The organism is Chitinophaga sp., from assembly GCF_036569185.1.
Taxonomy (GTDB): Bacteria; Bacteroidota; Bacteroidia; order Chitinophagales; family Chitinophagaceae; genus Chitinophaga.
Genome location: NZ_DATCRD010000389.1, coordinates 1 through 24,478 on the forward strand (window position 1 = coordinate 1; position 24,478 = coordinate 24,478).

20 protein-coding genes and 1 pseudogene are annotated in these 24,478 nt (G+C 46.5%); 11 read left to right on the forward strand and 10 right to left on the reverse strand.

The features are described 5' to 3' along the window. Positions 1–212, forward strand: a pseudogene (locus tag VIM72_RS29435) (sialate O-acetylesterase); the annotation flags it as partial. Positions 213–505: 293 nt separating this feature from the next. Here the strand turns inward: VIM72_RS29435 and VIM72_RS29440 are convergent. The 4 genes from VIM72_RS29440 to VIM72_RS29455 all read right to left on the reverse strand — a co-directional run bounded on the left by VIM72_RS29440 (position 506) and on the right by VIM72_RS29455 (position 4,867). Then, entirely contained in the window at positions 506–1,048 is a 543-nt protein-coding gene (locus VIM72_RS29440) for a GNAT family protein (RefSeq protein ID WP_332006382.1), read from the reverse strand. 131 nt (positions 1,049–1,179) lie between these two features. Beyond that, the gene (gene serS, locus VIM72_RS29445) at positions 1,180–2,448 is read right to left on the reverse strand and encodes a serine--tRNA ligase (protein WP_332006383.1); all 1,269 of its coding nucleotides are present in this window, start codon (positions 2,446–2,448) and stop codon (positions 1,180–1,182) included. Between the two features lie 38 nt (positions 2,449–2,486). Continuing rightward, positions 2,487–4,154 carry an NAD+ synthase gene (locus VIM72_RS29450; protein ID WP_332006384.1) on the reverse strand — a complete coding sequence of 556 codons (1,668 nt, stop codon included), beginning with the start codon at positions 4,152–4,154 and terminating at the stop codon, positions 2,487–2,489. 23 nt (positions 4,155–4,177) lie between these two features. Continuing rightward, positions 4,178–4,867: a porin family protein gene (locus VIM72_RS29455; protein WP_332006385.1), complete on the reverse strand. Its 690-nt coding sequence runs from the start codon at positions 4,865–4,867 to the stop codon at positions 4,178–4,180. Between the two features lie 73 nt (positions 4,868–4,940). On the opposite strand from VIM72_RS29455, the gene VIM72_RS32505 reads away from it, so the two are divergent. Further along, the gene (locus VIM72_RS32505) at positions 4,941–5,975 is read left to right on the forward strand and encodes a hypothetical protein (protein WP_332006386.1); all 1,035 of its coding nucleotides are present in this window, start codon (positions 4,941–4,943) and stop codon (positions 5,973–5,975) included. Between the two features lie 34 nt (positions 5,976–6,009). Here VIM72_RS32505 and apaG read toward each other — a convergent pair whose 3' ends face one another. From apaG to VIM72_RS29485, 5 genes are all read right to left on the reverse strand, one after another. Next, positions 6,010–6,396: a Co2+/Mg2+ efflux protein ApaG gene (apaG, locus tag VIM72_RS29465; RefSeq protein ID WP_079469727.1), complete on the reverse strand. Its 387-nt coding sequence runs from the start codon at positions 6,394–6,396 to the stop codon at positions 6,010–6,012. Between the two features lie 72 nt (positions 6,397–6,468). Then, the gene (locus tag VIM72_RS29470; protein WP_332006387.1) at positions 6,469–6,732 is read right to left on the reverse strand and encodes a DUF4157 domain-containing protein; all 264 of its coding nucleotides are present in this window, start codon (positions 6,730–6,732) and stop codon (positions 6,469–6,471) included. Positions 6,733–6,782: 50 nt separating this feature from the next. Then, a complete protein-coding gene (locus VIM72_RS29475) occupies positions 6,783–7,727 on the reverse strand; it encodes a DUF5777 family beta-barrel protein (protein ID WP_332006388.1) in 945 nt (314 codons plus the stop codon). Positions 7,728–7,738: 11 nt separating this feature from the next. Beyond that, a complete protein-coding gene (locus VIM72_RS29480) occupies positions 7,739–8,287 on the reverse strand; it encodes a YceI family protein (protein ID WP_332006389.1) in 549 nt (182 codons plus the stop codon). Between the two features lie 18 nt (positions 8,288–8,305). Further along, a complete protein-coding gene (locus tag VIM72_RS29485; RefSeq protein ID WP_332006390.1) occupies positions 8,306–8,677 on the reverse strand; it encodes a hypothetical protein in 372 nt (123 codons plus the stop codon). 129 nt (positions 8,678–8,806) lie between these two features. Here VIM72_RS29485 and VIM72_RS29490 point away from each other — a divergent pair, with 129 nt between their 5' ends. Together VIM72_RS29490 and VIM72_RS29495 are read left to right on the forward strand one after the other, a co-directional pair. Next, on the forward strand, positions 8,807–10,087 hold the full coding sequence (locus VIM72_RS29490) for a UDP-N-acetylmuramoyl-tripeptide--D-alanyl-D-alanine ligase (protein ID WP_332006391.1): 1,281 nt from the start codon (positions 8,807–8,809) through the stop codon (positions 10,085–10,087). 119 nt (positions 10,088–10,206) lie between these two features. Then, positions 10,207–13,545, forward strand: coding sequence for a TonB-dependent receptor (locus VIM72_RS29495; protein ID WP_332006392.1), 3,339 nt, complete (start codon positions 10,207–10,209; stop codon positions 13,543–13,545). Between the two features lie 684 nt (positions 13,546–14,229). Here the strand turns inward: VIM72_RS29495 and mce are convergent. Beyond that, a complete protein-coding gene (gene mce / locus VIM72_RS29500) occupies positions 14,230–14,631 on the reverse strand; it encodes a methylmalonyl-CoA epimerase (protein WP_332006393.1) in 402 nt (133 codons plus the stop codon). 131 nt (positions 14,632–14,762) lie between these two features. Between mce and VIM72_RS29505 the strand changes: the two genes are divergently transcribed. From VIM72_RS29505 to VIM72_RS29535, 7 genes are all read left to right on the forward strand, one after another. After that, the gene (locus VIM72_RS29505) at positions 14,763–15,950 is read left to right on the forward strand and encodes an IscS subfamily cysteine desulfurase (protein WP_349258985.1); all 1,188 of its coding nucleotides are present in this window, start codon (positions 14,763–14,765) and stop codon (positions 15,948–15,950) included. A gap of 118 nt (positions 15,951–16,068) precedes the next feature. Beyond that, complete coding sequence (gene gldF / locus VIM72_RS29510) at positions 16,069–16,809, forward strand: gliding motility-associated ABC transporter permease subunit GldF (protein WP_332006395.1); 741 nt, start codon at positions 16,069–16,071, stop codon at positions 16,807–16,809. Positions 16,810–16,830: 21 nt separating this feature from the next. Next, positions 16,831–18,534 (forward strand): gliding motility-associated ABC transporter substrate-binding protein GldG, encoded by a 1,704-nt coding sequence (gldG, locus tag VIM72_RS29515; protein ID WP_332006396.1) that lies wholly within the window; start codon positions 16,831–16,833, stop codon positions 18,532–18,534. 125 nt (positions 18,535–18,659) lie between these two features. After that, positions 18,660–19,607, forward strand: coding sequence for a TerC/Alx family metal homeostasis membrane protein (locus VIM72_RS29520; protein WP_332006397.1), 948 nt, complete (start codon positions 18,660–18,662; stop codon positions 19,605–19,607). A gap of 63 nt (positions 19,608–19,670) precedes the next feature. Continuing rightward, positions 19,671–22,178 (forward strand): bifunctional UDP-N-acetylmuramoyl-tripeptide:D-alanyl-D-alanine ligase/alanine racemase, encoded by a 2,508-nt coding sequence (locus VIM72_RS29525; protein ID WP_332006398.1) that lies wholly within the window; start codon positions 19,671–19,673, stop codon positions 22,176–22,178. Between the two features lie 60 nt (positions 22,179–22,238). After that, positions 22,239–22,892: a lipoprotein signal peptidase gene (locus tag VIM72_RS29530; RefSeq protein ID WP_332006399.1), complete on the forward strand. Its 654-nt coding sequence runs from the start codon at positions 22,239–22,241 to the stop codon at positions 22,890–22,892. Positions 22,893–23,317: 425 nt separating this feature from the next. Continuing rightward, the coding region (locus VIM72_RS29535; RefSeq protein ID WP_332006400.1) for a carboxypeptidase-like regulatory domain-containing protein at positions 23,318–24,478 on the forward strand (1,161 nt) is incomplete at its 3' end.

The following is a 24,478-nucleotide window of genomic DNA, read 5'->3' on the forward strand; positions in this document are numbered from 1 at the left end:
TTTTTATGCTGGCAGGCAGTGATCGGCAGTTTTATCCTGCCACTGCTGCCGTTTCCGGGGAAACAGTGGTGCTTCATGCCGCAAAGGTGAAGTACCCGGTGGCAGTGAGGTATGCCTTTTTCAACTACCCGGTTACCAACCTGGAAAACGGAAAAGGATTCCCGGCACTGCCGTTCAGAACGGATAACTGGAAGGAAAAAATGCCGGAATAATGGAGTGTTTTTGGTAATGTAAACCTTTGGCAGGACTAAAAATTTTTATTGTAAACTTCAAACAGGATTATCTAATAACTGTGTAAACCTATATCAGGACAAGACCGGGCAAGACCGACAGAGATAGTGTATGGGGAGTGTATTGAAAGTGTATGGTGAGTGTATGGAAAGTGTATGGGAAGTGTATGGGAACTATATCAGGAGTACTACACATACACGAGTCCTAAGTAACTGAGAAGTAACCAGGAAGTATGCGGGAAGCAATACTTTTTCACCCTTTATTATGAAGCCCATCAGCGTTTCAGCTCCAGGTACATAGTTACCAGGTCCACATAATTGCCATCCTTCTGCAAAATGGCATTGGGCAGTCGCCCGCATTCCATAAAACCAAAATTGCGGTACAGCTGCATTGCTTTTTCATTGGTGGAAAAAACATGCAGGTATACCATCCGCAGGTTATCACGTGATTCTGCCCAGCGTAGCATAGCCGTGAGCAGACGGCGGCCAATACCCATGTTATTCCATTGCTTTTCTACGGCGATGCCTACTTCTGCCGTATGCGCTTTTTTATACAAACCACTATGGTTTACATTAATGGAGCCAATGATCTGCCCTTGTACTACGGCCACCAGCAAAAGCTGATGGGGATTATCGAGGTAAGACTGTATATAATCCTCTTCTGAAGCAATATCCAGCTCCATCGATTCACTGCGTGTAAAAAGCAGGTAATCGGTTTCCCGCGTCAGGCGTTGGAAACTGGCCAGCAAGCCAGCTGCATCGTTGTGTTCAGGGGGACGAATGATGAGTTCGTCGCCGGTAGGCAGGAAATGTTTCATATGGAATATTGCCGGTGGAAATTACGAATTCCAAACGACGAATGACGGGTTTGCGGCAGATGTCATTGGATATTATTCCGTGAGCATCTTCGCGAACCCGTCATCCGTTAAAGATTATCCGTAATAGTGGTTTATATCGTGTGGCTGCCAAAATAGCTCTGCAGCACGGTTGGTACCCGTATACCTTCTGCTGTCTGGTTGTTTTCCAGCAGGCAGGCCATGATACGCGGTAATGCCAGTGAGCTTCCATTCAGGGAATGCAGCAACTGTGGCTTACCATTATTTTCCTTGAACCGTATTTTCATGCGGTGGGTCTGATACGCTTCAAAGTTACTCACAGAGCTCACTTCCAGCCATTTCTGCTGGGCGGCGCTGTATACTTCGAAATCGTAGGTAATGGCAGAAGTAAAGCCCATATCGCCGGCGCATAAACGGAGAATACGGTAAGGCAGCTCCAGTTGGTTCAGCAATGCTTCCACATGCGCTACCATTTCATCCAGCGCTTCGTAAGACTTATCAGGATGTACCAGTTGTACAATTTCCACTTTATCGAACTGGTGAACCCGGTTCAACCCACGCACGTCTTTCCCGTAAGAACCTGCTTCACGGCGGAAACAGGGCGTATAGGCTGTCATCTTCACCGGCAGGTCGGTATCTTTTATGATCTCATCGCGGTAAATATTTGTTACCGGTACTTCTGCAGTTGGGATGAGATAGTAATTATCTGCTGTGGCATGATACATCTGGCCTTCTTTATCCGGCAGCTGACCGGTGCCATAGGCAGATGCTTCATTTACCAGGTAAGGCGGTGCATACTCGGTATAGCCATTGAGGGTATTATAATCCAGGAAATACTGGATGAGCGCGCGTTGTAACCGGGCGCCCCTGTTCTTGAAAACAGGAAAACCGCTGCCGGTGATCTTATTACCCAGTTCAAAGTCGATGAGGTCGTATTGTTTGGCCAGATCCCAGTGCGGAACGGCGCCGGCATACAGGTCCGGGATTTTACCTCCTTTACGCACTTCCACGTTTTCTTCCGGTGTTTTACCGGCAGGCACCTGGGCGGATGGAAGGTTGGGAAGCTTTACCAGGGCATCCTGCAATGCTTTTTCAGTAGCATTCAGCTCTTCATTCACAGGGCCGAGGCGGTCTTTCAATGCCGCTACTGCAGCGCGCTGCGCTTCTCCTTCTTCCTTTTTTCCCTGGGCCATCAGCTTACCGATCTCTTTGGATAAGCTATTTACCTGGGCCTGTGTTTCATCGTATTCGAGGGTTAATTTCTTACGCTTGTCGTCCAGCGCCAGCACTTCTTCCACTACTTCCAGTTCCTTGAAATTCTTAAATGCCAGTCGCTCTAAAACAAACGCTTTATTTTGACGTATAAACGGTACTTGTAACATGTTGTATGATCAGATTTTTGCAAATATATTAAAATAGCTTAACTCAGGTACTTCCCTACAATAGGCACTCTGCGCCCTACACCAAAGGCTTTGGACGATACCCGTATAATAGGGCAGAATTGATTTCTCTTGTATTCATTGGTGTTTACCATCTTTAAGGCCCGCGAAACCAAAGCGGCATCGAAGCCCTGAGCTACTATTTCACGCGGCCCCTGGCGGCGTTCTATGTATTGGTACAGGATCCTGTCGAGGATAGCATAATCCGGCAGGCTGTCGCTGTCTTTCTGGTCCGGCCGCAACTCCGCAGAAGGCGCCTTATCGATAATATTCACCGGTATGATCTCTTTGTCCCGGTTGATATATCTTGCCAGCGAATACACCTGCATCTTGTATACATCTCCCAAAACACTCAATCCGCCCGCCATATCGCCATACAAGGTGCCATAGCCGGTAGATAGTTCGCTTTTGTTGGAGGTATTCAGCAGGATGTAACCAAACTTGTTGGATAAGCCCATCAGCAGGTTGCCCCGTATGCGCGACTGTGTATTTTCTTCCGCCACGTTGAAAGGCAGCCCTTTGAAATAAGGCTCCAGCGTGTCCAGGAAGCTTTCATAAATATTGTTGATACGGATAATATCGTGAGGATTGCCCAGGTTTTGGGACAAGGCCACGGCGTCATCTACAGAGTGACTGGTAGAGTAGGGAGAAGGCATCAGGATGGCCCGTACATTTTCCTTACCCAGCGCATCGCAGGCAATAGCCAGTGTTACGGCGCTGTCGATACCGCCTGAAGATCCAAGGATGGCTTTTGTAAAGCCCATCTTCCCGAAATAATCCTTAATACCCAACACCAGTGCATCATAGATCCTGTCTATATTATGATCGAACACCAGTTCGGTGAGCGGAGTAAACACAGCGGGCTTCACCGGCGGGAGATCCTTACCCGTAAGCTTTTCCAGCTCAATGCCACCCATTGCCTCTTCAAAATAGGGCAGCTCCTTCACAATGTTACCCTGTGCATCGTAAATGAGGGAACCTCCATCAAATACAATCTCTGTCTGGGATCCCACGGTATTGCAGTAATACATCGGGATCTTATATTTCAGTACATTGGAAAGAATGATCTCTTTCCGGTCTTCATCATGATCATAATCAAACGGGGATGCAGAGAGATTGATCATCACATCCGGCTCCTGGGCAATCAGCTGGTCCATAGGGCAAACCCTGTACAGGGGATTATCTCCCAGGTTCCAGATATCTTCACAAATGGTTACCGCCAGCTTCTTTCCTTTAAACGGGATCACATTCCATTCTATAGACGGCTCAAAGTAGCGGTATTCGTCAAATACATCGTAGGTAGGCAGCAGGGTTTTATGTACTACCTGCTTTACTTCTCCCTCATATAAAAACCAGGCGGCATTAAACAGGTCTTTTCCTTCACGCTGGGGGTTACGGGCGGGGCCGCCTACCAGTACGGCTATATCTTTGGTATGCGCTTTTATAACGTCTATTGCATGATAGCTTTGTGCAATAAAATCTTCAAATTCCAGGAAATCACGCGGGGGATATCCGCATACGCACAACTCTGAAAACACCACCAGGTCTGCGCCCTGGGCCTTTGCTGCATTGATGCCATCAATGATCTTTGCTATATTCTTTTCAAAATTGCCAATATGATAATTCTGCTGTGCCAGTATAATATTCATGATAAAAGATATTCAGGTCAAAACTAAAAGAATACGCCCAGCCGGAGCGCAAAGCTGTTCATATTTACCCGGCCGTCGTCCCATTTGCCATTGCGGGTTACATCCACAAAACCGTTCTGGTAGGTGATACCGGCTGTTCCTGTAAGATTGGCGCCCAGCGGGTATTCTATCCCTGCACCCAATAACATACCGATGTTGATACGGTTCATTTCCGGTAAGATATTTACCCGGTCGAAGGTTTGTCCCATAGATACCACATTTGCGCGGCCGCTCACCGGGAAATCGAGATAGGTACCAAACTGGCCCCAGAAACCCAGGCCGCCTTCATCTGCAGAAGCGGTTTTCAGCTTCAGTGCCAGCGGGATTTCTATATAAGTGAGCTTCATATTGTATTCAGCAGGATTGGCCTTATAATCGCTCAGGCCCTTACCCGCATCATATTTCAGCTTACTGCCGCCCAACAACACCTGGAAGCCCGACGAAAATGCGTAAGTGCCCCGGTCGTTCAGGTTAAAATCGGCCATCAGGCCAAAGTTCAGTCCCGCTTTGGCGCCGGTCCTGTTCACTCCCGATTCCTGTGGTTTTAAGATGGAAACCATCGGGCTTACAGTAAACCCGAGCTTTACTTTATTTCTGAAAGCATTATCGCCGTATTGCGCCATTCCTGTCTTTGCCATTACCATTACCGCCAGCAAAAAGATGATCTTCTTCATAGATGATGCTAATTCGTAATTTTTTATAATACAAGGTAAATAATAATTTTACCTTAGATGAGTTTTAAGAGCGATGCAAAGTTACATTATTAAATATACCCTGCTGATAAGTTGCGTGGTAACCTTACTGGGTACCACTGCCTGCAATTCCGGCAATAAAGCGCCGGATGTAAGTCATATAGCCATGAACGTTAGTTTGTCGCGTTTCGACTCCGCCCTGTTCACGATTGACACCAACAATATACAACCCGGGCTGGCAAAGCTGCATGCCGAGTATCCTGTATTCCTGCCCCTGTATATTACGGATATCCTGAACCTGGGGGCCTATTCCGACAGCAACGCAGCAGTACAGCAACAACTGCACCTGTTTTTAACCACACCCGATTTCCGGCAGCTGGAAAAATCAGTGGCAGCAAAGTATGGCAGCAACTCCACTTTAAAGGCAGACCTGGAGCAATGCTTCCGGTATATCAAATACTATATCCCTTCTTTCCATCCGCCTAAAGTGGTCACTTTTATTTCCGGTATCGCCAACTATGGCGCTATCACCGTGGATTCTATCCTGGGCATTGGCCTGGATATGTATATGGGAGAAGATTTTCCGCCCTATGCCCTGATCCCCGACTACCCGGATTATATGATCCATCGCTTTGCTCCTCAATACATTACCACCAATTGCATGCAGGTGATCCAGCAGCAGCTGTATCCTCCCGCGCGTAAAAACGGCAACCTGCTGGAACAGATGATGGAAGCCGGCAAACAACAGTATTTCCTGGATAAGGTATTACCGGAAACACCGGATACTATCAAACTCGGCTATACGAAAAGCCAGCTGGACTGGTGCCGGGAAAATGAGCGGATGATCTGGCAGTTCTTCGTGCAAAACAACCTGGTATACTCCAGCGACTGGCAGCAGATCAATCATTTTGTGGGCGATGGACCGTCTACACAGGGGATGCCCGAGGGCGCCCCGGGTAAAATAGCCAATTTTGTAGGTTGGCAGATCATAAAAAAGTATATGAGTGAGCACAAGGACATGACCTTGCAGCAATTAATGGAATCTAAAAACGTGACGGAGATCTTCAAAGCCTCGAAGTACAGGCCCTGACACAGAGAGTTACAGGTTAAACGAAAACGGGGAACTAGTTCAGTTTAAAGGGAACAACCATCTGGAATTCGGGAATTTTTACTTCCAGTATCTTCTTGTCCAGTTGGTTTTCCATTTGATAAGTACCGTACATCTTGCCGATCTCTGTCCGGAGATTGGATCCCGAGACGTACTGGTAAGTTTCACCTGGCGCCAGCAGTGGTTGAACACCTACAACACCTTCTCCCTCTACTTCACGGTGTGTGCCATTGGAATCAATAATATACCAGTGACGGCGAAGCAGTTTGATGGGGAAAATATTGTTGTTCTCAATGGTAATACGGTAAGCAAACATGAATTCGCTTCCAATAGGATTAGAATAATCCGGCTGGTAGAATGTTTCCACGCTGATGGTGATGCCCTCTGTTACCTTCTTAACCATAAAATCAACCTTTAACGTAAAAATAAGAAAAATAAAACCAGCGGCTGGAAAAATTCTGACTTTAACGATTCTTTAGATTATTTCAATGTCGTCGAGTATGTCCGGATCCTCTTCCGAAGCCCTGGCAGCCACCTCTAAAGTATTGTTATAGTAGCCCCTGCGCAGGTATTCAGACAAATATCTCCATAAAAACCCAAAAAAGCCCAGATGCTGGTATTGTTTGATATGGCAAGCTTCATGCCGCATCCAGGCTGTATCCGCTAAAAAGCGTTCCCGGGACGCTCCATGCAGGTGTATGGTGCGTCCCAGGACCATGGCTACAGATTGCACCCGCATAAAGCGGGCGGCTATTTTGGCTAACCATGAATTTTCACGTATGCGGCATTTTATTTTTTCCAATCTTTCTTCCCGAATAACGTAAATCTACGGGAAATATTGAATCCCCACCGGAATTGCCCCTGTAACCAGGAGGTGGTGGTTCCAGGAATAAACTGGCTTTCCTGGATGGCAGTGGAATTGGTAAAGGTGATACTGAATACGTGGCCACCGGTTTCTATCTCCAGCCCGAGGCCCAGCGGGTTATAAAAAGAAATACCCTTTGCAGATTTAAAGTAGTCCTTGCTCTCCTGTGAACGGAACGGGTAATAATATTCTGCCAGGATACCTATCCTTTTACTCAGCTTCAGCCTGCCGGCCCCGCCCAGGGCGAACATATTGTTCATATCCATATAGGCTACATGATTCCGGTGTACATAAGTAGGGGCCAGGGTAAGTGATAACCTGTCGCCAAATTTCCTTGATATAAGCGCCTGGGCTACATACATAAGCCGGTCGGCGCCATCTTCAAAGTAGGCAGCCGAGGTTTTATCTGTGGCGGAAGGCATCCCGCTGATCACGGCGTTACCAAAAACCGCCAGTGATACCGGTACATGGTTGTCGGTGGTTTGCTGCAGGAAGCGGTATTTTACCAGTCCTTCATACAATTGCTGTAAATCCCCGCTGCCCTTGCTTCTGCTGATACCCACCATCAGGTTGTCGCTGATACCGTACTCGAAAGCAATACGGATATCAGTGGAATTGTCGGTACCGAAAAATGTTTTTGTACCGCCAAACTCACCTCCGGCGTCGCCAAAGCGGTGTGTAACACGGAAATCAAGTTCGTGTTTACGCAGCATTTCGGTGGACTGACCCTGTACAATGCGGGTACTTTTGTAGGTATCCCTCACTTTGGTGTGACCGGTAGCTGTAGAATCAAAAAGCTTGTCGAGGCTCTGTGCCTGTGCATAAACCGAAAACACACAGCATAATAAGATGGTTGATATATACTTCATGGAGTGATGTATTATTTACTGTAAGGTGTATAAATCGCATTAACGGTCACTGCTACCACTTCCGCCACATTCTGTACTACCAGTGACGGTATCTTTATACCGTGATCGGCTACACGTACATTAAAAGTGGACGCAACAGTAATTGTGTTACCCTGCGTGGTAATAGTGCCCTTGGCGGTGTAACTTTTTTCTATCCCGTGGATGTTCAGTGTACCCGTAACCGTTACCGGGTAAGTGCCGTCTTTACTGAGTTCCGGCGATTCGTTGATCTTCCCTTTGAACTCAGCAAACGGGTATTTATCGCTTTCGAGATAATTTTCATTAAAATGTTCCTGCATCAGCTTTTTCTTAAACTGGAAAGAGCTGATGGGCACTTTGAAAAAAACTTCCTTTGTTTTTGTATTAAGTGCGGAGGCGCCTTTATCTGTTTTCGCTTCTATGTCTTCCAGGGGAGAAGACGAAAAAAATGATAAACGGGTATTTTTGCAGGAGTAAACATCCTGTGCAGATGCAGTAACAACCGATAGTAAGGCAACTGCAAAAAGCAATAAGTATTTCATGTTTATCTTTTTTTTAAGTTATTGATCCGGGAGCCCTTTGGCGATCCAGCAAGCGATAGAATCTTTCATGCCCTGGCTGAGCGCGGGAAAAGACATTGATTGCGGCATATCCGCCTGTGGGCCGGTAACACGCGCTTCAAAAACGGCCTGCCTGGTGTTGATATACGCTTTCAACTTCGCTTCGGTGGAGAAATCTGCCGTAGCCGGGGAAAAGCCGCCCGGATGACAGCCGCGGCTGGTACAGTTAGCCTGAATAATAGCAAAAACGGTGGCTGTTGTGATATGGGCTGCGTTACAGTCTACGCCTCCGCTTACCGGCGCGGGGGCCTGTTCATTTTTACAGGCCGCCAGCAGCAGGCAGGCCATAAAAAAAAGCTTGATCCTTGTCATAGGTCTTTCAAATTTGATTCCTGTTGGCTTATACGGGATAATAATAAAATAGGTTGCTTTCAAAGGCACATAAAATTCTGCTATATTACATGATTAACCACTTATTTTTGCACCAAATAAGATCCGACCGTGAATATTGAACAACTATACAGCATCTATGAGCAACACCGCTCCATACAAACAGATACCCGTAAACTGAAAGCCAATGATATTTTCTTTGCGCTGAAAGGCGGCAATTTCAATGGCAACGAATTTGCAGCCCGGGCACTGGAAATGGGAGCCGCCTTTGCAGTGGTAGATGAAGCGGCTTATTTTACGGTACCCGACAGGATGATGCTGGTAGAAGATGCTCTCACCGCCTTACAGCAGCTGGCTTTGCATCACCGCAAACAATTAAACATCCCCTTCCTTGCCATTACCGGCACTAACGGTAAAACCACTACGAAAGAACTGGTAAGCACAGCATTGTCTGCCGGCCTGAAAACATACGCCACCGTTGGCAATCTAAATAATCATATCGGCGTGCCCCTTACTATTTTAAGTATACTCCCCGATGTGGAAATTGCGGTAATAGAAATGGGCGCCAATCACCAGAAAGAAATAGCGGCGTATTGCGAAATTGCCCTGCCTACCCACGGTATCATTACCAATATCGGGAAAGCGCACCTGGAAGGCTTTGGCAGTGAAGAAGGCGTTAAAAAAGCCAAAGGGGAACTGTATGATTTTTTACGCGCCAACAACGGAACCGTATTCGTATGTAATGATTATGGCTATCTTCTTGAAATGGCGAAAGGTATCCCTCACATTATAACCTACGGCAGCAGCGAAGCGGACTATGTAGGAGAAGCCGTTACCGACAGCGCCTTCCTGGCCGTGGAAGTACGCGGCAGCAGCCAGGTTGGGTTTATTCAAACACAACTGGTAGGGGCCTACAACTTCCCCAATGTAATGGCAGCCGTAGCAGTAGCCAGCCACTTCAACGTACCGGAAACGACTATTGCGCCCGCCATTGCGCGTTATATCCCTTCCAACAACCGGTCACAGGTAATACAACAGGGTAGCAACACCATTATCATGGATGCCTATAATGCCAATCCCTCCAGCATGAAAGCCGCCATCGAAAATTTTGCCGGCATCCAGGCCAGTAAAAAAGTATTGTTGCTGGGCGCTATGATGGAGCTGGGAACAGACAGCGTGAAAGAGCACCAGGAACTGGTAAGCTTACTGGAACGTACTCATTGGGAGGCAGTAGTATTGGTAGGCGGCGATTTCAAAAAAGTAACCCATCCGTATATTTTCCTGGAAAATGCTGCCGAAGCGGGAAAATGGCTACAGCAGCAGCAATACCAGGATACGCATATTCTTATCAAAGGTTCCAGGAGCACAGGCATGGAGAAAGTACTGGCCTGATAACAAAGCGATTCAGCAGGCAGAAAGGAACCATTAAAAATATTTGTTAACGATTTCATAATTGTATTATTTTTAATACTTCAATCTGTCATTTGAACTTTACCAAAATCTGAATCGCAATGCACAAAAAAAACTGGCGTTACCTCATTAGTATGCTTTGTTGCGTACTATTGATCCCTGCTGCCCTGTTTGCCCAGGAAACAACCGCTGATATAGCGGGTATTATTTTAAGTAAAGAAGGACCTGTTCCCGGCGCAAGCATTACAGCCACTCATGTGCCCACCGGCACAAAATATAACACCGTTTCGAGGAAAGACGGCCGTTATAACTTACCGAATCTCCGTGTAGGAGGCCCTTACACCTTGTCTGTTTCCTACATTGGCTTTAAAGACGAAAAACGCGACAACATTTTCCTGTCGCTCGGACAGGATTTCAAAACAGACATCAACCTGCAATCCAGTACCAGCAGCCTTACGGAAATAGTAGTTACCTCTGTGGCCCAGAACAAGGTGATCAACCGGGCCCGCACCGGGAGCCAGGAAGTAATTACCCGTTCGCAAATGGACCGCCTGCCCACTATCAGCAGGTCTATGCAGGACTTTACCAAACTTACGCCTTCTGCCAATGGCCTTAACATCGGCGGAAGAAGCAACCAGTTGAACAACATTACCGTTGACGGCGCCAACTTCAACAACTCATTCGGTTTGCAGGCCACACTGGGCTCGCAAACAGCCTCACAGCCCATTAGCCTCGAAGCCCTGGAACAGATCCAGGTAAACGTATCGCCTTACGATGTAAGACAGGGAGGCTTTTCCGGCGCGGGAATCAACAGCGTAACCAAAAGCGGTACCAATACTTTCAAAGGAGCCGTTTACACTTATATTCAAACACCCGGGTTACAGGGCCTCAAGGTAGGCAATGCCACTGTACCTAAGCCAGATTTCAATTATAACCTGCGCGGTTTCAATGTAGGCGGCGCTATCATTCCCAACAAACTATTCTTCTTTGTAAGCGCTGAGCAGGAAAGGATCAAGGCGCCTGCTACCAGTCTCGTAGCTAATAAACCAGGTGGCGTGGCCGGCGGCAACGTATCACAGGCAGTAGCAGATACACTGGATGCATTGAAGCAATTCCTGATAAGCAAGTATGGATATAACCCAGGTGATTATCAGAATTACAGCTATCGCACACAAAGTGATAAGGTGACTTTTAAGGTCGACTGGAACGTAAATGACCACAATACGTTTACCTTTAAATACAGCTACCTGAAATCATTTAAAGATATTCCTGCCAGCAACAGTGGCGCACCCGGTGGCGGCGCCGTAGGAAGCGGCCGTCAGCCCAGCGCTACCGGCCTTCCTTTCAGCGGAAGCGGCTATACCATCAACAACAATTTCAACATCTTTATTGCCGAACTGAATACCCGCATTGGCAACCGTGCTTCCAACAAACTGCAGGTTGGTTACTCCGCCATGCGCGATTTCAGGAATGCCTTGTCGCAAAGCAACTTTCCGCTTGTAGATATCATGAACGGGCAGGGCGCCAGTTATACTGCCTTCGGTTATGAGCCGTTTACCTATAACAATAAGCTGAATACCGATGTATACCAGTTGTCCGATATCTTCACCATGTACAAAGGGAAACATGAAATCACGATAGGAACACAAAACTATTACAAAACATTCCTGAACGGTTTCGCGCCTAACTATAATGGTAACTACCGCTTTAATACGCTCACGGATTTTTATGCCAGTGCCAATAGTGGCTTACCAACCGCAGTACGTTACGCAGTGTCATACGCTACTACCAAAGATAAATCCTTCCCTTACGCCAAAATCAACATGCTGGAACTGGGCGCATTTATCCAGGATAAATGGAGTGTTACCAACTTCTTTACCTTTACTTATGGATTACGTATAGACGTTCCTGTTATAGGCAGCACATTTGACAAAAATGATTCCCTTGCTGCGCTTACTTTCAGGGATGGTGTGAAGATAGATGTAGGCCAGGCGCCAAAAACAACACCGCTCTTATCGCCAAGGGTCGGATTTAACTGGGACATTACCCATGATGGTAAAACGCAGCTCCGTGGAGGCGCCGGTTTATTTGCAGGTCCGCCGCCCGCTGTATGGCTGAGTAACCAGGCCGGAAATAACGGCGTACAGTTTGGATCATTCGTGGCACAAACAAGTGCATCTACACCTGTTATTCCCTATCCCTTCAACCCTGATCCCAATGCTTATAAAGGAAGCAACCAGTTGTCTTATCAATATAATATAGCCGTTACCGATAGGAACTTTAAGTATCCGCAGGTATTGAAAGCAACCCTGGCAGTAGACCGCCAGTTGCCATGGGGCGTAATTGGTACCCTGGAATTCAACTACTCCAAAGATATCAATGCCGTATATTTCCAGAACGTAAACCTTCCTACTGCAGGGTTTCAGCTGGATAGCACTCCGGACCACCGCACCCGTTACAACTCCTCCAAAATATACGCAGGCAACAGCCTGAGCAATCCAAACATCAGCGACGCCATCCTGATGCGCAACACCAATAAAGGTTATTCTTATTTTGCTACCATCCAGCTGCAGAAGAACCTGCCCAATCTTTACCTCAGCGCAGCCTATACCTACAGCAAGGCCCGCAGTGTAAATGATGGCGGTACCATTGCACAAAGCAACTGGCGCGACCGCCCCGTAGCCGGCGATCCGAATGCCAATGTGTTGGGTTATTCTAATTACTATATGCCTCACCGTATTATTGCAGCAGCCACCTACCGCTTTACCTGGGCCAAACACTTTGCTACTTCAGTAGGCGTGGTATATGAAGCGGCGCCAAGTGTAAACGGTCTTTACAGCGCCACTTCCTACACTTACAATGGTGATGTGAACAATGACGGTTCCGGTGGAAACAACGACCTTATCTATATTCCTAAAACCCGTAATGATATCAAACTGGTACCTGTAGGTTATGGCGACAAAACCTACAATCCCGCTACCAATGCAGATAAACGTACTGCAGATATCATCTGGAGCCAGCTCGATAATTTCATCAAGCAGGATAATTACCTGAGCAGTCACCGGGGAGAATATGCAGAACGTAACGCAGTAGTGCTGCCATTCGCAAAACGGATGGACCTGAATATTACACAGGATATCTTTGTATTCAGCGGCAAGGAAAAAACGAAACATACCCTGCGTATCAGTTTTGATATTATCAACTTTGGCAATTTCCTCAATAAGCGCTGGGGTGTTTCCAAAATACCGAACCTGCCTTCTTTCCTGAAGTATGAAGGTCAGTACCGGGATGCCTCCGGCAATGCTACTGCGGCCGCCGCTTACTCTTTCCCATACCTGGATGCAGCGAACCAGATTCCGCTCACCAATTCCTGGAGGGATAATACCGGCACTATTTCGAGGTGGCAGGGACAGTTGGGGATCCGGTATATGTTTAACTAACGCGGATGTTGTCTGACGCGGATGTTGTCTGACTCAGGATTAAACTGATTACGCTGATTACGCTGATTTGATTACTTTAGATTTAAAAAGATTCGGGAAGTTTTAAGCGAAAGTATCCGCTTAAAACTTCCCGAATCTTTTTAAATCATTTATAAAATCCCAAAAAATAAAATCAGCGTAATCAGCGTAATCAGTTTAATCCTGAGTCAGACAAAATTCGCATCGCCGAAGGCGATACACAATTTATTGAATTCCTGTGGCGTTAAATAAGCAGGAAAGACCTATCCTGCCCGAAGTAATTCCCTTGTATTTTTGAAATGAATCCACTGTTTGTGGAAGAAGTGGCTAAAAAAAAGACCTGCAAGCTAAAAAACCCGCAGGTGTTCATAACCTATGCCAACTTTAGAGTAATCGTTAAAACTTAAACCATTAATAACCTATAAAGCCTAAGTTTTGTAATATTTTGAGTATTGATGTTCTATCTATTTGTGTATAAAGAGATAACGTTATGGAAAATATATTTGTTCAAAAAATGATAAAAAAATTTTGGTCTTAACATTTTGGGCCCTTCTTTCCGGGGGTGTTTGATATTACTTACGGATCATAAATTCCTTTGGATTGCTAAAATGGAAAAAAAATTAAAAAAAATATTATTATTTATATTTTAAATATATAAGTAAATGCTTACTTGATATCCTGGCAAATTTCAATCAAAACTCCATTGCTATGCTTAGGATGCAAAAAACAGATCAGCTTATTATCAGCTCCCTTTTTCGGCGTTTCCTGTAACAAAACAAATCCTTCCTGCTGCAGTCGTTTCATTTCAGCATATATATCTTCCACCTCGAATGCAATATGATGCATTCCTTCGCCTTTTTTCTCCAGGAACTTTGTAATCGCGCTACCTGCTCCGGTGGCTTCCAGCAATTCTATTTTGGTTTCTCCCTGCCGGAAAAAAGCGGTCTGTACCTGTTCGCTTTCTACTTCTTCCTGTTTATAACAGGGGGTGTTCAACAGCTTTTCAAATAGCGGAATGGACACAGATAATTCCTTAACGGCAATGCCTATATGTTCTACCCTGAGCATATTCATAATTATTTACAGATGCACGGAACCCGGTATCCATACCGACTTTCCGGAATAGCTTAACCCGGTAAAAATAGAACTTATGTTGTAATTTTGTTTGGCCCGGACTTTAAATAAAACAGAAAGATATGCTGCAGCTGCCCGTTTATCTTGATAACAATGCCACTACGCCCTGCGATCCCAGGGTGGTAGCTGCCATGTTACCATATTTCACCGAGATGTTTGGTAATGCGGCCAGCCGGAGCCATCCGCTGGGATGGGCGGCAGAGGAAGCGGTAGATAACGCCCGGGAACAGGTGGCCAGGCTGATTGGTGCGGAACCCAAAGAAATTATTTTTACCTCCGGCGCCACAGAAGCTGTGAACCTGGCCATTAAGGGGGTATATGAAATGTACAGCGGTAAAGGCAATCATATCATTACTGCAGTTACTGAACACAAAGCGGTAGTGGATACCTGTAAACACCTGGAAAAATTGGGCGCACAGGTTACCTGGCTCCCCGTGAACCACGAAGGACTTATTGACCTTCGGCAACTGGAAGCTGCTATCACTCCCCAAACCATCCTGGTAAGCCTCATGTACGCCAATAATGAAACCGGCGTTATCCACCCGGTGCGCGCTATCAGCGATATTGCCCGGAAACACGGCATACTGTTTATGACAGATGCGACCCAGGCCACAGGAAAAATCCCGGTAAATGTAAACCACGATGGCATAGACCTGCTTACCCTTAGCGCTCATAAAATGTACGGCCCTAAAGGAACAGGCGCTTTATATATTCGCCGGCGGTCCCCCCGGGTAAAGCTCAGCGCGCAAATCGACGGGGGCGGTCATGAAAGAGGCATGCGCTCCGGCACGCTGAATGTGCCCGGCATAGTAGGACTGGGAAGGGCCTGTGAGCTGTGCCTGGAAGAAATGGAAGCGGATACGCAACGCATTCTTCCCATGAGGAACCGGTTAGAAAAAGCCCTGCTGGCAATTGAGCAAACCTTTTTAAACGGCGCCCCTCTCCAGCGCCTGCCACACACCTGTAACCTCTCGTTTAAGTATGTAGAAAGCGAAACCCTCATGATGGGCTTTAATAAAAAGATCGCCGTCTCCTCCGGATCGGCCTGCACCTCCGCCTCTATGGAGCCGAGTTATGTACTGAAGGCGATGGGGCTTAGCGACGATCTAGCCCATGCATCACTCCGCTTTGGCCTCGGGCGGTTCACTACAGAGGAACAAATCGATTTTACCATCCAAACCATTAGCGAATCAGTGAACGGACTGAGAAAAGTAAGCCCCATCTGGGAAATGTACAAGGATGGCGTACTTTAAGTCCATCCTGGCCCCATGTGCACAGGCATTCCGGCGCCCCTGTACAATAGGCGGAAAGGTAATAGCGTTTACCCTATATTTGTATCTTTACTAATATCCTAATCCTTACTAACTGTTCATGCTAGCCATCTTTAAGAAAGAGATCAACCAGTTTTTCAGCAGTGTTACCGGCTATGTGGCCATCATACTGTTTTTACTGGCGAATGGACTGATGCTGTTCGTTTTCCCGGAAACCAGCTTACTGGATACCGGGTATGCCAACCTGGATCCGTTGTTCAACCTGGCGCCGCTTATTTACCTGCTGCTTATACCTGCCATTACCATGCGTTGCTTTGCAGATGAATTTAAAACCGGTACTATGGAATTACTCAGCACCAAACCACTCACCGGCTTACAGATTGTAATGGGTAAATTCTGGGGCAGCCTGCTTATTGTGGTTATCTCCCTGCTTCCTACCATCATTTATTATTTTGCAATAAAGCAATTAAGCGTAGATAACCAGCAACTCGATACCGGCGGTATCACCGGCTCTTACATAGGCCTGTTGCTGCTGGGAGCGGCATTCACTGCCACCGGCATCTGGTCGTCGTCCCTTACCAACAATGCTATGATCGCTTTTCTCATTGCACTGTTTACCTGCTTTATCCTCTATAACGGCTTTGATGCAATAAGCAAAATACCGGCCTTTAGCGGCGGCGCCGATTATTATCTGCAGATGGCAGGCATCAAATTCCATTATGCCTCTATCAGCCGCGGCGTAATTGATAGCCGCGATATTGTTTATTTTATCAGCATTATAGGCCTGATGCTTTATCTCACTAAATTATCCCTCCAAAGAAAACTCTGGCAAAACGGTTAACAGCCGTTCTTACTAAATAACATGGCTACACGAAAAAAATACATACAACGTGCCATAGCAGTAATACTGGTACTCACGGGCATTAATATAGCAGCGGCTTATTTTCACGGCAGATGGGATCTGACAGCGGAAAAAAGGTACACCCTCACTTCCAGCACCCGGCAAATGCTCCGCAAACTGGACAGCCCCGTGGAAATTGAGGTATTTCTTAAAGGTGATTACCCGGCCAGCTTCCGGCAACTGGCACAGTCAACCGCCGAACTGCTGGAAGAATTCAGGGAATACGGCAGGCAAAATCTCCGGTTTACCTTTGTGAACCCCGGGCAGGGCCTTTCAGACTCCGCACGCATGAAATTCCTCGGCGAGCTCACCGCCCAGGGTATCATGCCTTTTAATATGAAAGTACAGCAGGAAGCCAACGACGGTTTCGCGGAAAAGCTGATCTTTCCCGGCGCACTGGTACATTACAAAGGCAAAACAATAGGAGTAAATCTTCTTAAAAACCAGGGCGGGCAGGATCCTATGCAAACTATGAACAGCTCGGAAGCCTTACTGGAATACCAGTTTGCCTATGCTATTCATAAATTACAGGAAAAAGAAAAACCACTGGTAGGCTATATGCTTGGCCATGGGGAGTCGCTCGGGGCTGAAGTATATGATGCGCTCAGCACCCTGCAAACCAATTATGGGCTGGATACGCTCACCCTGCAGGCCGCTTCCTATATTCCCCGTGATTTTGATGTGATCCTGTTTGCAAAGCCTGCCGGCGCCTTTTCCGATGCAGATAAGTTTAAGATAGATCAATACGTGATGAACGGGGGAAAAGTGCTGTGGTTCATTGATGAATCCGGCGCCAGCATAGACAGCTTACATGAGCATCCGGAATTTTTTGCCATGGACCGGAACCTGAACCTGGAAGACCTCCTGTTCCGCTATGGCGTGCGTATTAACCAGGATCTTGTATTGGATCTGCAAAGCGATGTAGTGCCGCTGGTAGTGGGCAATGTGGGCAACCGGCCGCAGATACAGCCTATGCCATTCCCATATTTTCCTATGCTGATGCCTACCAAAGCGCATCCCATCGTAAAAAACCTGGATATGGTACTAAGCCGCTTCGTAAGCTCCATCGATACCATAAAAAACGACGCCATCCGCAAAACGATATTGCTTACCACTTCCAGGAATAGCCGCACTACACGGCTGCCGGCGCAGGTAAGCTGGGACATTGTAAAAACGCAGCCTAACCCGCGGGATTACCGGCAACGTTACCTGCCTGCAGCTGTACTGCTGGAAGGAAAGTTCACGTCGCTGTTCCGTAACCGGGAAAACCCTGATGCCGTAGATTCGCTGTTTCACGCATCCGGGCGGTCTTTCAGGGAATCTGCAGATACTGTCAACAAAATGATCGTGGTAAGTGATGGCGATGTAATTGCCAATGCAGTATCACGGAAAGAAGGGCCGCTGCAAATGGGCATCAATGAATTTAACCCTGGCTTTGCCTTTGCCAATAAAGAATTTTTTCTCAATTGCCTGGAATATCTCTGCGGTAACAGCGGTATCATGGAAGCCCGGAACAAGGAGCTGACACTGCGTTTGCTGGATGGGGAGAAAGTGAGACAGGAAAAAACCAGGTGGCAGGTTATCTGTTTCCTGGTACCGGTAGGACTGGTTTTACTATTTGCTATAGTATTCCAGTTTATACGGCAGCGTAAATTTACTGAATAGCCTGAAATGCTGTAAGGCACTGTATTCCAGAGCTTATTGCAGCATCTGCTTAGAGGAAATAGCCATCTTAAACCGGAAACCTAGCCGCCGTTTTCCTATCTTTGCTGCTCATAAAATGCAATCACGTGGGAAAAACAGAGATAACATATCTGGTATTTTTTATTGTGATCATCCTGGCGGTTGTATTTGATCTTGGTTTTTTTAGTAAGAAAAATACAAAAACAAGTTTAAAAACAGCGCTCTGGCAAAGCATTTTCTGGGTAGTTTTATCTATGCTCTTTTTTGGGTTCATGTGGCTGGAAGACGGCGCAGAACCGGCCATCAGCTTTTTAAGCGCATACCTGATGGAGAAATCCCTGTCGATAGATAATATCTTTGTGTTTGTACTCATCTTTAGTTTTTTTAAGATAAAAGAAGAGTATTATTCCCGGGTATTACTCATTGGTATACTGATGGCTATTATTTTCAGGGCCATATTTATCTGGCTGGGGATTGCGCTCATAGAAAAATTTGAATGGATATTATATATTTTCGGTGCATTTCTCATTTATACCGGTATTAAGATGTTTGTCACAAAAGAAGATGATGAATTTAAACCGGAAGAAAATGTGATTTACCGTTTTATGAACAAATACATGCGGGTAACCATGGAAGAGCCTAAAGGCAGGTTCGTGATCCGTAAACATAATAAGGCTTATCTTACCACGTTATCATTGGTTGTAGTGATGCTGGCAGTAACAGATATCTTATTTGCGGTAGATTCTATCCCGGCTGTATTTGCTATTTCACGGGATCCGATGGTAGTATATACCTCTAACATATTTGCGGTTTTGGGACTCAGGTCCCTGTTCTTTTTACTGAGGGGAGCGGTAGATAAATTTGATTATCTGCCCCAGGGTATTGCCATTGTCCTGGTTTTCATCGGACTGAAAATGCTGGCGGAATATTTCCTGCACAAGCATGACATTGAAATACCGGTATATGTATCATTGATCGTGATAGTGCTATGCCTTGGAGGTTCTATCCTCTATTCCCTCTATCATCAGAAAAAAGAATTACCGAAGCAGACGTGAAGTAAAAAGCTGCGCAAAACAGCAATTTTGCAGCAGTTAAGTGATTATTCAAACCTGATAAACGTGTATAACGCAGCAAGCATCAACAAGACTTTGAAAGGGGAATTGTTGCAAGAGACCGGATTTACTGAAATTGACCATCTTTTATTGGACAGCAGGAAGCTCAGCTTCCCCGAAACATCTTTGTTTATTTCATTGGTTAGCCCGCGGCGCAACGCGCATCAGTACATCGAAGAATTGTACCGCAAAGGGGTCAGTAATTTTGTGATAAGCGAGCCGGTGCCACTGGAAAAATATCCGAAAGCCAACTTCATCCTCGTTAAAGATACCCTGCAGGCATTACATACGCTGGTGGCCTTTCACCGGCAACAGTTCCACATTCCGGTTATAGGCATTACCGGCAGCAACGGCAAAACCATTGTAAAGGAATGGCTGTACCAGCTGCTGGAAAAGGACTACAACATTGTTCGCAGTCCTAAAAGCTATAACTCGCAGATAGGCGTTCCTCTTTCTGTGTGGCAAATGAAACCGGAACATCAGCTGGCTATCTTTGAAGCAGGTATTTCGCAACCCGGCGAAATGGTAAACCTTGAAAAAATTATCCGTCCCACTATCGGCATCTTTACCAATATAGGAGAGGCCCACAGTGAAGGCTTCTTAAATATCCGGCAGAAAATAAATGAGAAGCTGGTGTTGTTTGCCAAGAGCGATATTCTTATTTATTGTAAAGATTATCTCGCGCTCAATGAGTGTGTGCTGGCTTTTCACAACCAGGTAGGTAAAAAAGAAAACCAGGAAGGGGGCGGTCCTGAACTGTTTTCCTGGTCCAGGAAAACAGATGCCGATCTGCGTGTAACCAATGTAGATAAACAGGGCAGCCATACCCGTATAGATGCCCTGTATAAACAGGAGCCGCTGCATTTCCAGATCCCTTTTGTTGATGAAGGCTCTATCGAAAATGCGATTCATTGCGTGGCCCTCATGCTATACCTGGGCAAGGAACAGGCTGTGATACAGCAGCGGATGGATCAGCTCAGCAATATTGCTATGCGCCTGGAGCTGAAACAGGGAATCAATAACTGTTCCGTGATCAACGACAGCTACAACCTGGACCTGGGCTCCCTTACTATTGCGCTGGACTTCCTGCAGCAACAGCAGCAACATGCCACCCGCACTGTTATTCTCAGCGATATCCTGCAAAGTGGTAAAAGCGATGCCACCCTTTATGAAGAAGTAGCAGATCTTTTACAAAAGAAAGGCATCAATAAGTTAATTGCCATCGGCAAAAATATTGGTCGCGAGAAAAAGAGCTTTCAGCAGGTAGAAGGTCTGAAAACACAGTTCTTCACCACTACCGATGAATACATACAACAGTTCAATGCAGATGATTTCCAGAATGAAACCATCCTGGTAAAAGGTTCCCGCATTTTCCAGTTTGAGCGGATAGGCAAACTGCTGGAACAAAAAGCGCATCAAACCATCCTGGAAATCAATCTTACCGCCATCTCACATAATGTAAAGCTGTACCAGTCGCTGTTAAAACCCGATACTAAATTAATGGCGATGGTGAAAGCATTCTCCTATGGCAGCGGTAGTTTTGAAATAGCCAATCTTCTTCAGTTTCACGGGGTCGACTACCTTGCAGTGGCCTATGCCGACGAAGGTGTGGAATTGAGAAGGGCTGGTATTACCATGCCAATCATGGTAATGAATCCCGAACCTGCCAGCTTCGATGCCATTCTTCACTGGAACCTGGAGCCTGAAATATACTCTATACAGATACTCCTGCAGTTTATGGAAGAAATCACTGCTGCCGGTAAAACAGCATTCCCTGTTCACATAAAGCTGGATACCGGGATGCACCGTCTTGGTTTTGTGAAAAGTGAAATTCCTGAACTGGCGCAGATACTCACTGCCACGCAGTTAATGAAGGTACAGTCCATTTTCAGTCATCTGGCCGCCAGTGAAGATCCCGCAAAGGACGCCTTCACCCAGCAGCAGGGCCGGCTGTTTTATGATATGAGCCACGAACTGCAGAAAGCACTGGGCTATACGGTGATCCGTCATATTGCCAACAGCGCAGCCATTAGCCGTCATCCGGATCTTCAACTGGATATGGTGCGGCTCGGCATAGGAATGTACGGCATCGACAGCAGCAACGGCATCCAGGACCAGCTTCGTAATGTAAGTACCCTGAAAACCACGGTGGCACAGCTAAAACGCCTGGAAGCCGGCGACACAGTAGGTTATGGCGGTAAATGGGAAGCCAAAGGGCCGGCGGTAACGGCTACTGTGCGTATTGGCTATGCCGATGGTTATCCCCGCAGGTTAGGCATGGGCGTAGGCAAAATGCTGGTGCGGGGCAAGCTGGCGCCAGTGGCTGGCGTAGTGGCAATGGATATGCTTATGCTGGATGTAACCCATATCCCCGATGTGGAAGAAGGTGATGAAGTGATCGTTTTTGGCCAGGATCTGCCTGTACAGGAGCTCTCCAACTGGGCCGAAACCATTCCCTATGAAATATTAACAGGAATTTCACAACGCGTAAAAAGGGTATATTTCCAGGAATAATGATATTGCAGGCTTCGACTTTGAAATAAACTATTATTTTTGATAAAATTCTAATATCAGTTGAAATATCGTCACGTAGTAATTATCGTTATCCTGATCCTGGCTATTGACCAGACACTGAAATTCTGGATCAAAACGCATATGTTTATGCAACAGGAGTTTGTGATTTTCCCCAATTGGTTCCGGATCCATTTTATTGAAAATGAAGGTATGGCCTATGGCCTCAAGTTTGGAGGCGACTTTGGTAAAATACTCCTTACGCTTTTCCGCCTGGTGGCCGTGGTAGTGGGTTTTGTATATATGAAGAAGCTTATCAGGGAGAAATACAGCACTGGTTTGCTGATCTGTGGATCCCTGATCCTGGCGGGAGCTGCCGGCAACCTGATAGACAGCATGTTTTATGGTCTTATCTTCAACGACAGTATTGGTTATGACGTAGCGAAGTTTATGCCTGCCGGCGGCGGTTATGGCAGCTTTTTACATGGCCGCGTGGTAGATATGCTGTACTTCCCTATTTATGAAGGTTACCTTCCTAAATGGGTGCCGTTTAAGGGTGGCGACTACTTCGTGTTTTTCCGTCCGGTATTCAATGTGGCTGATGCGGCTATTTCTACCGGCGTTATCGCTATCCTGCTGTTCCAGAAACGCTTTTTCGGGAAGCACATGCAGCCCAAAGCTGTTGAACATCCCGTGGCAAAGGATCATGTAGCGTAACTTCCAACTTATGTATATGTAAAGCGTCCGCCGGTTGGCGGGCGCTTTTTTAATGCAGCGGAGATTGTCTGACTCAGGATTAGGCTGATTATACTGAGTCAGACAACCTCCGCTGCATTCCAAAAATCAAATCAGTATAATCAGCCTAATCCTGAGTCAGACAAAATCCGCTCCAATCGCCTCACCCTGAAGGGATTGCAGCGCCCAATGCAGTCCTGACCGCAGTTCCCGCTCAGGCTTTTTGCAAATTATACCCACATTTGCTTTGAAATGAAAAATACCCGGATTATATTTGTCTACTAATTCTATAGACTATATGACTTTAACTTTTACAAAGCATTCATTTTCAGCACGATGTTGAGACACAACATCGAAAAGGTCCCCTTATCAATTTATCATTCCAGAATCAATAATGTTTACTGCACATGCAAAAGTTTTTAATGCTGGTAAAATACCTGTTCTTAATGTTGGTATTCAGCCCGGCGCTGGTACAAGCCCAATTGAACGGCTCGTACGTTATACAGGGTAAAATTACAGACGACCACGGGGTGGCACTCCCCGGAGCTTCTGTTCAGATCAAAGGCACTTCCTTCGGCGCCCAAACCGATACCAGCGGCCGCTTTGAAGTGACCACTAACTCCAAATTCCCCCTGAAACTGGTTATCAGGCTCATAGGCTATCAACCCCAGGAGTTTGAAGTAAAAAGCAGCAGCAGCAAACTGGCCATCCAGTTATACACTCAATCGCTGCTAGTAAATGAAGTAGTTGTATCCGCTTCCCGGCAGCAGGAAAAACTGCTCCGCTCTCCGGTGGCCATAGAAAAACTGGATATCAGGGCGTTGAAAGAAACCCCTTCCTCCACGTTCTATGACGCCCTCGGTAACCTGAAAGGCGTTCAAATGACTACCGCTGGTCTTACTTTTAAAGTATTCAACACCCGTGGTTTCAACGTTCCCAACAACTTCCGGTTCATGCAGCTGGTAGATGGTGTGGATAACCAGGCGGCCACCCTTGGTGTACCACTGGGCAACGCCATCGGCCCCACTGAACTGGATATCTCCAGCGTAGAAGTTACACCCGGCGCATCTTCTGCCTTATATGGTATGAATGCCATCAACGGAATGTCGAACCTGATCACTAAAAACCCATTCCAGTACCAGGGCGTAAGCGTTTATCAGAAAGTAGCCGTCAACCACGTGGGCGACGACGGCGGCGCTAAATTACTCACGGAAACGGCTGTACGCTATGCGCAACAATACACTCCCTGGTTTGCATGGAAAATCAACCTGAGCTACATGCAGGGCACGGACTGGTATGCCGACAGCCACAACGACTTCTCCCCTCAATCCAAAGCCAATCCCGATTTTCCGCAACTCAGCGGCCCAAATAACATTGCCAACGATGCCTGGAATAAATACGGCGATAACTCTAACCTTCAGGTAATTGACAAAGACGGCCGCGCCTACACTGTGCACCGTACCGGTTACTGGGAAAAAGACCTCGTGGGCGACTATACCGTTAAAAATAAAAAGGCAGAGGTATCCTTCAACTTCCGCCTGCCCCACAAAGTGGAACTCTCAGCTTCC

Coding starts and splice junctions, on each gene's coding strand:
- VIM72_RS29440 (WP_332006382.1), bottom strand. CDS start 1,048: ATGAAACATTTCCTGCCTACCGGCGACGAACTCATCATTCGTCCCCCT.
- serS (WP_332006383.1), bottom strand. CDS start 2,448: ATGTTACAAGTACCGTTTATACGTCAAAATAAAGCGTTTGTTTTAGAG.
- VIM72_RS29450 (WP_332006384.1), bottom strand. CDS start 4,154: ATGAATATTATACTGGCACAGCAGAATTATCATATTGGCAATTTTGAA.
- VIM72_RS29455 (WP_332006385.1), bottom strand. CDS start 4,867: ATGAAGAAGATCATCTTTTTGCTGGCGGTAATGGTAATGGCAAAGACA.
- VIM72_RS32505 (WP_332006386.1), top strand. CDS start 4,941: ATGCAAAGTTACATTATTAAATATACCCTGCTGATAAGTTGCGTGGTA.
- apaG (WP_079469727.1), bottom strand. CDS start 6,396: ATGGTTAAGAAGGTAACAGAGGGCATCACCATCAGCGTGGAAACATTC.
- VIM72_RS29470 (WP_332006387.1), bottom strand. CDS start 6,732: ATGCGGGTGCAATCTGTAGCCATGGTCCTGGGACGCACCATACACCTG.
- VIM72_RS29475 (WP_332006388.1), bottom strand. CDS start 7,727: ATGAAGTATATATCAACCATCTTATTATGCTGTGTGTTTTCGGTTTAT.
- VIM72_RS29480 (WP_332006389.1), bottom strand. CDS start 8,287: ATGAAATACTTATTGCTTTTTGCAGTTGCCTTACTATCGGTTGTTACT.
- VIM72_RS29485 (WP_332006390.1), bottom strand. CDS start 8,677: ATGACAAGGATCAAGCTTTTTTTTATGGCCTGCCTGCTGCTGGCGGCC.
- VIM72_RS29495 (WP_332006392.1), top strand. CDS start 10,207: ATGCACAAAAAAAACTGGCGTTACCTCATTAGTATGCTTTGTTGCGTA.
- mce (WP_332006393.1), bottom strand. CDS start 14,631: ATGCTCAGGGTAGAACATATAGGCATTGCCGTTAAGGAATTATCTGTG.
- gldF (WP_332006395.1), top strand. CDS start 16,069: ATGCTAGCCATCTTTAAGAAAGAGATCAACCAGTTTTTCAGCAGTGTT.
- gldG (WP_332006396.1), top strand. CDS start 16,831: ATGGCTACACGAAAAAAATACATACAACGTGCCATAGCAGTAATACTG.